Origin of the sequence: Caballeronia cordobensis (assembly GCF_001544575.2) — a bacterium.
Taxonomy (GTDB): domain Bacteria; phylum Pseudomonadota; class Gammaproteobacteria; order Burkholderiales; family Burkholderiaceae; genus Caballeronia; species Caballeronia cordobensis.
Map to the genome: position 1 here is coordinate 56,470 of NZ_FCNY02000012.1, position 12,039 is coordinate 68,508.

General features: G+C 64.7%; 9 protein-coding genes. 4 read left to right on the plus strand and 5 right to left on the minus strand.

Annotated features, from left to right (window positions below; all coding sequences use genetic code 11):
• Window positions 1-139: 139 nt before the first annotated feature.
• Complete coding sequence (locus tag AWB70_RS23075; protein ID WP_053569325.1) at window positions 140-1,681, plus strand: methyl-accepting chemotaxis protein; 1,542 nt, start codon at window positions 140-142, stop codon at window positions 1,679-1,681.
• 9 nt (window positions 1,682-1,690) lie between these two features.
• Here the strand turns inward: AWB70_RS23075 and AWB70_RS23080 are convergent, their stop codons facing one another.
• On the minus strand, window positions 1,691-2,887 hold the full coding sequence (locus AWB70_RS23080) for a M20 aminoacylase family protein (protein ID WP_053569326.1): 1,197 nt from the start codon (window positions 2,885-2,887) through the stop codon (window positions 1,691-1,693).
• A gap of 101 nt (window positions 2,888-2,988) precedes the next feature.
• Window positions 2,989-4,476, minus strand: coding sequence for a MocR-like pyridoxine biosynthesis transcription factor PdxR (gene pdxR / locus AWB70_RS23085; protein ID WP_014251240.1), 1,488 nt, complete (start codon window positions 4,474-4,476; stop codon window positions 2,989-2,991).
• Window positions 4,477-4,612: 136 nt separating this feature from the next.
• Between pdxR and gabT the strand changes: the two genes are divergently transcribed.
• Window positions 4,613-5,896 (plus strand): 4-aminobutyrate--2-oxoglutarate transaminase, encoded by a 1,284-nt coding sequence (gene gabT, locus AWB70_RS23090; RefSeq protein ID WP_053569418.1) that lies wholly within the window; start codon window positions 4,613-4,615, stop codon window positions 5,894-5,896.
• A 675-nt stretch (window positions 5,897-6,571) separates the two neighbouring features.
• Window positions 6,572-8,020, plus strand: a complete 1,449-nt coding sequence (locus AWB70_RS23105; protein WP_053569327.1) for an NAD-dependent succinate-semialdehyde dehydrogenase — start codon at window positions 6,572-6,574, stop codon at window positions 8,018-8,020.
• Window positions 8,021-8,100: 80 nt separating this feature from the next.
• On the opposite strand, the gene AWB70_RS23110 is transcribed toward AWB70_RS23105, so the two are convergent.
• On the minus strand, window positions 8,101-8,667 hold the full coding sequence (locus tag AWB70_RS23110; protein WP_235024331.1) for a copper-binding protein: 567 nt from the start codon (window positions 8,665-8,667) through the stop codon (window positions 8,101-8,103).
• Between the two features lie 300 nt (window positions 8,668-8,967).
• Here AWB70_RS23110 and AWB70_RS23115 point away from each other — a divergent pair, with 300 nt between their 5' ends.
• Window positions 8,968-10,131: a metallophosphoesterase gene (locus AWB70_RS23115; RefSeq protein WP_053569328.1), complete on the plus strand. Its 1,164-nt coding sequence runs from the start codon at window positions 8,968-8,970 to the stop codon at window positions 10,129-10,131.
• Window positions 10,132-10,330: 199 nt separating this feature from the next.
• Here the strand turns inward: AWB70_RS23115 and AWB70_RS23120 are convergent, their stop codons facing one another.
• The gene (locus tag AWB70_RS23120; protein ID WP_053569329.1) at window positions 10,331-10,843 is read right to left on the minus strand and encodes a hypothetical protein; all 513 of its coding nucleotides are present in this window, start codon (window positions 10,841-10,843) and stop codon (window positions 10,331-10,333) included.
• A 134-nt stretch (window positions 10,844-10,977) separates the two neighbouring features.
• Window positions 10,978-12,024 (minus strand): patatin-like phospholipase family protein, encoded by a 1,047-nt coding sequence (locus AWB70_RS23125; protein WP_053569330.1) that lies wholly within the window; start codon window positions 12,022-12,024, stop codon window positions 10,978-10,980.
• Window positions 12,025-12,039 lie beyond the last annotated feature (15 nt).

Here is a 12,039-nt window from a genome sequence, read left to right on the forward strand (position 1 = left end):
AAGAAACGCCCGCCCGGTCATCCGGGAATTCCCGCCCTACAACCCGCCGCGCCGCCTGCCGTAAAGCGGACATGCGGCGGCATGCGCCGTCGCACAAGGGATAGACAACGCAAAAGGCGACGGGCGCACTATGAACAGAATGACGTTGAACAAAAAGCTTGGCTCGCTGATCGCCGTGCTGTGGATCGGCTTGATCGCGATCGGGATCATCGGGGCGTGGCAGAACCGGACGTCGATGATCGACGACCGCAAGGAGCAGTTGAAGACCCTCGTCAACGAGGCGCACGCGATCACGGCGCATTACGCGGCGCTCGCGGCGAACAAGACGATCACCGAAGAAGAAGCGAAAAAGCGCGCGCTCGAAGTGGTCGGCGCGATCCGCTACGGCACGGACGGCTATCTCTCCATCAACGATTCGCGTCCGAAGATGGTGATGCATCCGATCAAGCCCGGCATGGTCGGGCAGGATCTGTCGACGTACACGGACCCGGCGGGCAATCGCCTGTTCGTCGATATCGTGAAGGCGGGCGATCAGCCCGGCGGCGGCTTCGTCAGCTATCTGTGGCCCAAGCCGGGCAGCGACAAGCCGGTCGGCAAGCTCTCGTATTCCCAGCGCTTCGCGCAGTGGGACTGGTATCTCGTCACCGGCATGTACATGGACGACGTGCAGAGCGCGTTCTACGCGAGCGCGCTGCGCTGGCTCGCGATCACGGCACTGCTCGGCGGCATCGCGACGGCGGCGATGCTGATCGTCCTGCGCAGCATCAAGCGCAATCTCGGCGGCGAACTGGAACTCGCGGTCGGCGCGGCGCATCGCATCGCGCAGGGCGACCTGACCGCCGCCGTCGATGTGCATCCGAACGACACGACCAGCCTGTTGCACGCGCTCAGCGTGATGCAGCGCGGGCTCGTGGAAACGGTCGGGCGCGTGCGCAATGGCACGGAAAACATCAACGTGGGCGCATCGGAAATCGCCGCGGGCAATACCGACCTGTCGCAGCGCACCGAGGAGCAGGCGGCGGCGCTCGTGCAGACCGCGTCGAGCATGGACCAGATGACCGCCAACGTGAAGAACAACGCCGAAAGCGCGGCGCAGGCGGCACGTCTCGCGGAACAGGCGGCGGACGTGGCGACGCGCGGCAGCGGCGTCGTCGATGACGTGATCGACACGATGACGCGCATCACGGCGAGTTCGCAGCAGATCGGCGACATCATCGGCGTGATCGACGGCATCGCCTTCCAGACGAACATTCTTGCTTTGAACGCAGCGGTCGAGGCGGCGCGCGCGGGCGAACAGGGACGCGGCTTCGCGGTCGTCGCGGCGGAAGTGCGCAGCCTCGCGCAGCGCTCGGCGACGGCGGCGAAGGAAATCAAGGCGCTCATCGAGACTTCGACGCAGACGGTGGAGCAAGGCGCATCGCTCGTGTCGAACGCCGGCGCGACGATGACCGAGATCGTGCAGTCGGTGCGCCGCGTCAACGAGATTCTCGACGAGATCAGCCACGCATCGCGCGAGCAAAGCGCGGGCATCGAACAGGTGAACCGCGCGGTCGTGGAGATGGATCAGGTGACGCAGCAGAACGCCGCGCTCGTCGAGGAGGCCGCCGCCGCCGCGCATTCGCTGAAGGATCAGGTGGACGTGCTGCGCGAGGCGATCGGGAGTTTCAGGTTGCCGGCGTGAGGGCTTCGATCACGCGAGGAACCGCTCCACCAGCCGCGCCCAATAAGCGGCGCCCACCGGCAGATTCTTGTCGTTGAAATCGTAATGCGGGTTGTGGACCATGCAGCCGTCCTCACCCGCGCCGTTGCCAATGCGCAGGAACGAGCCCGGCCGTTCCTGCAGCATGAACGCGAAATCCTCGCTGCCCATCAGCAGATCCGCGTGCGCGACGACATTCTCCTCGCCCACCAGTTCGCGCGCCACTTCAATCGCGAACTCCGTTTCGGCGTCGGAATTCACGACGACCGGATAGCCTTCCAGATACGTGACCGTGGCCTTCGCGCCGTAGCTCGCGGCCTGCGCTTCGACCAGTTCCTTGATGCGGCGCTTGAGCAGTTCGCGAGTTTGCGGGCTGAACGAACGCACCGAGAGTTCGAGCGTCGCGCGGTTCGGAATGACGTTGTTGACCGTGCCCGCGTGCATCGAGCCGACAGTGACGACCGCCGGCTGCGCCGGATCGACATTGCGCGCGACGATCGTCTGCAGCGCCATCACGATGCTCGCGGTCACGACCACCGGATCGACGCACAGATGCGGACGCGCCGCGTGCCCGCCGACGCCCTCGATCGCGATCGACACCTGATCGCCCGCCGCCATGAACGGCCCCTTGCGAAACAGGAACGTGCCCGGCTGCGCTCCCGGATGGTTGTGCACGCCGAACACGGCATCGCAATGAAAGCGCTCGAAGAGCCCTTCCTTGATCATCTGCTGCGCGCCGCTCGGCACGCCGTGCTCTTCTGCCGGCTGAAAATACAGATGCACCGTGCCGTTGAAGCGGCGCGTGCGCGCGAGATGGCGCGCGGCGCCGAGCAGCATCGTCGTGTGGCCGTCGTGGCCGCATGCGTGCATCTTGCCGTGCGTCTCGCTCGCCCAGGGCTTGCCGCTCTGCTCGATGATCGGCAACGCGTCCATGTCCGCGCGCAGGCCGATACTTTTCGCACCGCCGCCCGCTTTCAGCGTGCCGACGACGCCCGTGCCGCCGACGCCGCGCGTCACCGTCCAGCCCCATTCCTCCAGCCGTTCGGCGACGAGCGCCGCGGTGCGCGTCTCTTCGTACGAGAGTTCCGGATGGCGGTGAATGTCGTGGCGAATCTCGCGCAACGCGGGCGCGTCGTCGGACAGATCGGCAATGACGGTAAAGGGTCGGTCGGATGAAGCAGTCGTCATGAAAAAGCCCTCGATGCGGTACAGGGAAAACGGCGCACATGATCCTCCACATGCGCGCGCGTTTCCAGTGTTCGCGCGAAATTTCGGTCGAATTGGCAAAATCAGCGCAAAAACCGGTCGATGACACCGGCAAGCTTCTCGAAAGCCGGCGCGATATCCTCATCCGGCACGCAGGCATAGCCAATCAGCAAGCCCGATTCCGCGTCCGGCCGATGCGCGTAATACCCCGACAGCGGCCGCACCACAATGTTCTCTTCGAGCGCGGCGGCGGCGAGCGCGCGATCGTCGACGTGTTGCGGCAGCTTCAGCACGAGATGCAGCCCGGCATCCCCGCCCGCGATGGCGAGCGTGTCGCCGTAGCGCTGCGCGATCGTCGCGAGCATCGTGTCGCGCCGCTGGCTGTAAAGCGCGCGCATGCGCCGGATATGCGACGTGAAATGCCCCTCGCCGATGAATTCCGCGAGCACCGCCTGCTGCAGCAGCTGCCCTTCGCGATAGAGCTCGGCGCTCGCCGTGGCGAAGCTCTCCGCGAGCGCCTCCGGCACGACCACATAGCCGATGCGCAGCCCCGGAAACAGCGTCTTGCCGAAGCTGCCGACATAGATCACCTGGCCGGCCGTGTCCATGCCCTGCAGCGACGCGAGCGGCCGGCTGCCATAGCGAAACTCGCTGTCGTAGTCGTCCTCGACGATCCAGCAGCGATGCTGGCGCGCATATTCGAGCAGCATGCGGCGGCGCGCGAGGCTCATGACCATGCCGAGCGGATACTGATGCGACGGCGTGACGAGCATCAGCCGGGGCGGCGCGGCCAGATCGGCGGGCGCGGGCGCGATGCCTTCGGCGTCGACGGGAATCGCCTTCAGATCGAGCCCCGACACCTGCAGCACGCTGCGCACGCCCCAGTAGCACGGGTCTTCGGTCCAGATCGTGTCGCCGGCATCCGCGAGCAGGCGCGCGGCAAGATCGATCGACTGATGGATGCCGGTCGTCACGACAATCTGTTCCGGCGTGCAGCGCACCGAGCGCGACGTGCGCAGATAGTCCGCGAGCGCGTGGCGCAGGCCCGCGTGGCCGCCGCCGGGCGCGTAGGTCAGAAGCTCCGGGACCGGCTTGCGCCAGTATTTCGCGTGCAGCCGGTTCCATACGCGCGACGGAAACCGCGATACGTCGGGCACGCCCGGCATGAACGCGCCGCCCTGGCGCCTGGACACGCCCGCGCCCGCGATCAACCGCGACCCGCGCGCGGAGAGCGTCGATTGCGCTGCGGCGCGCGTGCTTTCGGCCGTGGGCGCGTCGTCGAAGAGGATGTCGTCGGGCGCGCTGTCCGCGACGAACGTGCCGCGTCCCGTCGCCGACGACACGTAGCCTTCGAGCGCCAGTTGCTCGTACACCTGCGTGACCGTGTTGCGCCCGACGCCGAGTTCCGTCGCAAGCAGCCGCGACGACGGCACCTTCGCGCCCGCCGCCAGCTCGCGCGTGAGGATCGCCTGCTGCAAAAGCCGATGCAGTTGCCGGTAGATCGGCTGGCCGTTCGTGCGGTCGATGCGCTGCGCGAGCCAGTCGGACAGCACACTTGCGCGCGTGGACATCGATTGGCTCCTATAGATTTATTGAAATGGCTCTGAACTTAAGGGCCAAATCTTACTATAGTCGTCACTGTGTTCGATTCGGCCTCGCCGACCCATCCGCTACCGCTTCAAGGAGAATCCCGCCGTGACCAGCAATCTGAAGAACGCCGCCCTGCAAGCCCGCAAGAATGCCGCGACCCCGCGCGGCGTCGGCGTGATGTGCGATTTCTACGCGGCGCGGGCCGAGAACGCGGAACTGTGGGACGTCGAGGGCCGGCGCTTCATCGATTTCGCGGCGGGTATCGCGGTGTGCAACACGGGGCATCGCCATCCGAAGATCGTCGAGGCGATCCGCGCGCAGCTCGACTGCTTCACGCACACCGCGTATCAGATCGTGCCGTACGAATCGTATGTGTCGCTCGCGGAAAAGATTTCCGCGCGCGCGCCGTCCACGTATCCGAACAAGACCGCGTTTTTCACGACCGGCGCGGAAGCCGTCGAGAACGCGGTGAAGATCGCGCGCGTCGCAACGGGCCGTCCGGGCGTGATCGCCTTCACGGGCGGCTTTCACGGCCGCACGCTGATGGGCATGGCGCTGACCGGCAAGGTCGTGCCGTACAAGATCGGCTTCGGGCCGTTCCCGTCGGACGTGTTTCACGCGCCGTTTCCCAATGCGCTGCACGGCGTGTCGGTGGACGATTCGCTGCGCGCGCTCGAGCATCTGTTCAAGGCCGATATCGACCCAACGCGCGTCGCGGCGATCATCTTCGAACCCGTACAGGGCGAAGGCGGCTTTAATCCGGCGCCGGTCGAATTCGTGCGCGGCCTGCGCAGGATTTGCGACGAGCTTGGCATTCTGCTCATCGCCGATGAAGTGCAGACCGGCTTCGCGCGCACCGGCAAGCTTTTCGCGATGGAGCACTACGATGTCGTCCCCGATCTGATGACGATCGCGAAGTCGCTGGCGGGCGGCATGCCGCTGTCGGGCGTCGTCGGGCGCGCGGACATCATGGACGCGGCGGCCCCCGGCGGTCTGGGCGGCACGTATGCGGGCAATCCGCTGGCGGTGGCGGCGGCGCACGCGGTGCTCGACATCATCGACGAGGAAGCACTGTGCGAGCGCGCTGTCGTGCTCGGCGACAAGCTCAAGGCGAAACTCGAATCGCTCAGGCGCGATGTGCCGCAGATCGCGGATGTGCGCGGGCCTGGTGCGATGATCGCGGTCGAGTTCTGCACGCCGGGTTCCAATGATGCGGATGCTGCGTTTGCCAAGCTCGTGCAGACGCGCGCGCTGGAGCGCGGGTTGTTGCTGCTCGTGTGTGGGGTGTATTCGAACGTCGTTCGGTTCTTGTTTCCGCTCACGATTCAGGATCAGGTTTTTGATGAGGCTTTGGGGATTCTTGAAGAGGTTTTGATGGAGAGTGTTGGCGTGGCGGTTTGATTTTTTTTCGCCGGATCCCGTTTTCGCCGGATCCCGATTTCGCGTTGGTTTATTAGCACTGCCCCTGTGCGGGGCGGCACCTACTTTCTTTGCTGCTGCAAAGAAAGTAGGCAAAGAAAGCAGCCTTCTCACCGCCCGCGGTCACACGCACGTTGGCCATTTTTCTCCTCGGAGAACGGCCCTCGCCTAAAGAGTGCCCTCGTAAACCCATCGGGCTTGGATCGCGCACGGTCTGACAAGCCAGTGCGCGAAGCGCGCTGGCTCAGCGCGAAATAGCTTCGGCACAGCGCTACGCGCTGCCGTTGGGTATGCAAGGGAAACCCATCGGCCGCGAAGCGGGCCGGAGCTTGAAATGGCTGTACCCGTTTGTTGGGCGGCGCGACGTGACGGATCGTGCGCGATCCAAGCCCGATTGGGCTTGTGAGGGCACTCTTTAGGCGAGGGCCGTTCCCCGAGGAGAAGAATGGCCAACGTGCGTGTGACCGCGGGCGGTGACAAAGCTGCTTTCTTTGGTGACTTTCTTTGCAGCAGCAAAGAAAGTTACCCCCGCCCCGGGGAGGGGCAGTGCTAATAAACCAACACGAAAACGGGATCCGGCAACAAAGCAAACGCAATCGCAATCGCAATCGCGAACGCGAACGCAAACGCAACCCCCACCGCCCAAAAGGCAAAAAAATGCACCTCCAAGACCCAACCCTCCTGCGCCACGAAGCCTACATCGCCGGCGAATGGCAACAATCCAGCGACGGAAAAACCTTCGCCATCACGAACCCGGCCACCGGCGAATCGCTAGGCACCGTCCCCCTCATGGGCGCAAGCGAAACAAAACGCGCGATCGAAGCCGCCAACGCCGCCTGGCCCGCCTGGCGCAAGAAAACGGCAAAGGAACGCGCCATCATCCTGCGCCGTTGGTTCGACCTGATGACGGAAAACGCCGACGATCTCGCGCTCATCCTCACCACCGAACAAGGCAAGCCGCTCGCCGAAGCAAAGGGCGAAATCGCCTACGCGGCATCGTTCATCGAATGGTTCGCGGAGGAAGGCAAGCGCGTCGCCGGCGATACCCTCGCGTCGCCCGCCGCCGACAAGCGCATCGTCGTGACGAAGGAGCCGATCGGCGTCTGTGCCGCCATCACGCCGTGGAACTTCCCCGCCGCGATGATCACGCGCAAGGTCGGACCCGCGCTCGCGGCCGGCTGCCCGATCGTCGTGAAGCCCGCCGAAGCAACACCCTTTTCCGCGCTCGCGCTCGCCGTGCTCGCGGAACGCGCCGGCATTCCGAAAGGCGTGCTCAGCATCGTAACCGGCGACCCGAAAGCGATCGGCGGCGAAATGACGAGCAATCCGATCGTGCGCAAGCTGTCGTTCACCGGCTCGACCGCGGTCGGCCGCCTGCTGATGGCGCAAAGCGCGCCGACGGTCAAGAAGGTGACGCTGGAACTCGGCGGCAACGCACCGTTCATCGTGTTCGACGACGCCGATCTCGACGCCGCCGTGGAAGGCGCGATCGCGTCGAAATATCGCAACAGCGGCCAGACCTGCGTCTGCACGAACCGCTTCTTCGTGCACGAGCGCGTCTACGATGCTTTCGCGCAAAAGATGGCGGCGGCGGTCAAAGGGCTCAAGGTCGGGCGCGGCACGGAAAGCGGCGTGGCGCTCGGCCCGCTCATCAACGAAGCAGCCGTGCAGAAGGTCGAGTCGCATATCGAGGACGCGCTCGCAAAAGGCGCGTCGCTGGCGTCGGGCGGCAAGCGTCACGCGCTGGGTCACGGCTTCTTCGAGCCGACCGTGCTGACAGGCGTCACGCCCGAAATGAAAGTGGCGAAAGAAGAAACCTTCGGTCCGCTCGCGCCGATCTTCAAGTTCTCGTCCGACGAAGAAGTCGTGCGCCTCGCCAACGACACCGAGTTCGGCCTCGCCGCCTACTTCTATAGCCGCGACATCGGCCGCATCTGGCGCGTGGCCGAAGCGCTCGAATACGGCATGGTCGGCATCAACACCGGACTGATCTCCAATGAAGTGGCGCCGTTCGGCGGCGTGAAGCAATCGGGCCTCGGCCGTGAAGGCTCGCACTACGGCATCGACGATTACGTCGTCATCAAGTATCTGTGCATGGCTGTTTGATCGCCCAACGATGATCGCCCAATGAAAAGGCCTCGGCATTCGTCATGCCGAGGCCTTTCTGCTTTGACAGCGCGCGCGTCTTAGTTCGAAGCGGTCGCCGCGGGCGGCGTCACCTTGACCGCCAGCGCTGCCACGTACACCGCGTGAACCTTGTCGCCGTTCTTCAGCTTGCTCACGTCGACGTCCTTCGCGATATCGAGACTCATGGTGTGGAGCGGGCCGCGCAGCGTGATCGTGCGCTTCGCCGCATCGACCTTCACGACCGTCGCGAGCACTTCGACCTGGCGCACCGCATCGAAACCGGCGACGACGTTCGCGCCCGAAGCCGGCGCAACCACGGTCGTGTCGACGCGAGCGCGGTCGCTCTTATCGGTCGCCGTCGATTTGCTGATGTCCATCAGCAGCGCATTCTTGTAGTACACGTCCACGATGTCGCCGACCTTCAGCTTGTCGAAATTCGTGGCCTGCTTACCCACCGGCAACATGACGTCGCCGTTCTGGTCCTGCAGCATCAGCACACGGTTGGCCGTGTCGATGCCCTTGATGACCGACTGGAGATGAACCGGATTCTCCGACATTGCGACTTGTTCGGCCGTCTTCACGAGCGCATCGCTCTGTGCAAACGCGGAACCGATCGATGCTGCCATCGCGGTTGTCGCCAGGATGGACATTGCGCGCAGTTTCATGTTCATGCTTTCCCTCTTTTTAGATTTGCATTGCTAATTTTTGAGATTGACAATGCGATTACAGAAACCAAAACGGAGGATTTATACCGCCCTACACATGTGAAAGTCCAAATACCGGTCAATTTGTTGCAATCGAGCCGATGCGCCGCATCGGTGCACCGGCGGCGCAGACTTTTCCTACCGGGTAGAATCGGCTCTGACTCTGGCGCAGCCGTCCTTGATGCGCCTTCTTGCCGCTTCTTCGATCCTCTCTGGGGCGCTATGCGACGCTCGGCTTTCTTTCTCCGCTTCATCGGCATCGGCATTCTTTTTCATCTCTACGTCGGCGTGCGGCTCATTCCGGACGCGCCCGTCGGCGTGCCGCTCAAGACGCTGGCGGCGGTGCTGCTTGCAGCGTCGGTCATTCTCATTCCGCTCGGCATGGCGGCGCGTCAGATCGAACCGCCGTCGCTCGCCGATCGCCTCGCCTGGCTCGGGCTCACCGCGCTCGGCTTTTTCTCCTCGCTGCTTCTTCTGACCTTCGCGCGCGACGTGATGCTCTTCTTCGTGCATCTTCTCGACTGGCTGCGTGGCGTGCCCGTCGGCTCGCCGCGGCTCGTGGCGTATAGCGCGCTCGCGGTGCCCGTGCTCGCCGTGCTCTTCTCCGCGATCGGTTTCTACAACGCGCGCCGGCGCGCGCCGGTCGTCAGCGTGGACGTGCCCATCGACGATCTGCCGGCCGCGCTCGACGGCTTCACCATCGTGCAGATCAGCGATATTCACGTCGGGCCGACGATCAAGCGTCACTACGTGGAGCGCATCGTCGCGGCGGTGAACGGGCTCGAACCGGATCTGATCGCCGTGACGGGCGATGTCGTCGATGGCACCGTGCCCAATCTCGCCGACCACACGCGCCCGCTCGCGGGTCTCTCCGCGCGGCACGGCGCGTTTCTCGTCACCGGGAATCACGAGTACTACTCGGGCGCGGACAAATGGATTGCCGAATTTCGCCGCCTGGGTCTGAACGTGCTGCTCAATCAGCATGTGGTGCTGAACCACGACGGCGCGCAAGCCGTGGTGGCGGGCGTCACCGATTACAGCGCGGGCAGCTTCGATCCCGCGCATCGCAGCGATCCGGCGAAGGCGATCAGCGGCGCGCCGGACTCCGCTGCCGTGCGCGTGCTGCTCGCGCATCAGCCGCGCAGCGCCGCCGCGGCGGCCGAAGCGGGTTTCACCTTGCAGCTTTCGGGACACACGCACGGCGGTCAGTTTCTGCCATGGAATTTCTTCGTGCGCCTGCAGCAACCGTTCGTCGCGGGGCTCGAAAAGGTGGGTGGACTGTGGGTCTACACGAGCCGCGGCACCGGCTATTGGGGACCGCCGAAACGTCTGGGCGCGCCGTCCGAAATCACGCGGGTCCGGCTGGTGCCGTCGACGCCGGCATGACGCGGGCGACGGCATAAAAAAAGGACGCGCGCCGCGATTGCGACGCACGTCCTGTGCGCTCGGGGGAAAGCGCTGCGTCCGGACAAGGGGATGAACGGACGCGCTCGACATGACGGGCGGGGCCCCGCCAGTGAGTGATACAAAATTAATTGAGCCGAAAAAGCGGGACCATCAGAATTGTCCTAAAGAGCCGCGCCGATTATTGCTTCTTTTGTGATGGCGTCGGGCGGTTGTTCAAGGTATCGACCCGGACCGTTGCGCCGCTTGCAAGCGTGCTCGCCTGACGCGCATCGCGCGCGCGTACTTCGATCGGCACATTGTCGGCATCCTTCAGCATGACGACGCCCGTGGCGGCGTCGACGCTCGTCACTTGCGCGACGAAACGCTTGTCGCCGGGGATGGCCTGCTGGAGCTGCGCATGCCCGACCGGTGTCAGCGTCACGGGTTGAAGCGCCGAACTCTTGATGCGCGTGCCGAGCGGCAGCTTGTCGAGGTCTTGCATGGCCGGGCTCACGTTCAATTGCGTCGAGACGCCTTGTGCGTTCACGACCGTGACACGATGCGCGCTCGCATCGACCGCCTTCACCTCGCCGATGACCTGCACGACCATCTGCCCTTCGATGGGCGATGAGGCGCGGTCCGCCATCGCATTGGTGCCGTATAGCGCGATCAGTGAAGCCGCAAGCATGCGTCCAAGTGTCTTCGTATTCATGATTTTTTCCTTCGTGCCGTTTGTAATGCAAATCGAAGGATAGGATTGTGCCGACGAATTCGCCATTCGTATGACGCATGGGGCGCGAAATTTTGTGGCAGACGCCGTAATGCTTGCCTACTGGCAAGGTGACGCTACCGCTTCGGCGATACCGCCGCGGGCGTCGTCGCGTAGACGCTCTTATGCGGAGCGGTGCCTTCTCTCGGCCAGTCCGAGCGCGCATCGAAAAACCATTCCGCGCGCTCGCGGCCCTTGCGGATCAGCGCATGCAGCAGCGCGGGATTGCGATCGAGCTTCGACGCATAGTCGAGCGGCCCGGGATAATCCTTCGCGTCGAGTTGCATCTGCACGACGCGAACCTTGATCGGCTTGTAGCGTTGCGCGAGCGATGCATCGGCCTTGAGCCATTCGTTGACGCGCGTCGTGAAGTACAACTCCTGACCGAGCGCGAGATTGCCCGCGAGCTCGTTGCGCCGGTCGATGATCTCGTTCATCGACTCGGGCAATTCCCGGCGATGCTGCGGATTGATCTGCACTACCCATATTTCGTCGGGCCGCATGTCCTTCGCGAAATCGGTGAACTCGCGCACGGGCGGGTTGCTGCTGAAGAGGCCGTCCCAGCACATGCGCCCGTCCGCCTCGACCGCGCGATACAGCGGCGGCACCGCGGCCGATGCCACCAGTTGGTCCTGATCGAGCCTGTCGCCGGGAAAGATCACGCGGTCGCCCGTGCGCACGTCGGTCGCGCCGACCAGCAGCGTGGGTTTCGCGCGCTGCTCCGGCGCCGCGGGCAGCGACGCGAACGGCAAATGCCGGTCGAGCAGCTCGCGCAAACGCTCCTCGGCGACGGGCGGATACAGATAAGGGCTGATCTCGGCATTGACCGGCAGCCGCGCGTACCAGGTGCCGAGCGCGTTGGCGACGATATCCGGCCCCTCGCGCGCCTCCAGATCCTTCCAGAAGGCGGCGAGGCGCCGTCTGGCGTCGGCGGGGCCGCCCAGCAGCAAGCCCGCCCACGCAAGCGCGCTGCACATCGCGCCGCCCGAGGTTCCCGACAGCGCGACGAGCTCGAAGCGGCCGAAGCATGCGTCGCTCAACAGCCGGTCCAGCACGCCCGCTGCGAACGCCGCATGGCTGCCGCCGCCCTGACACGCGATCGCTACTTTGGGAATCGCCGCCATCGCCGCACCTCCCGC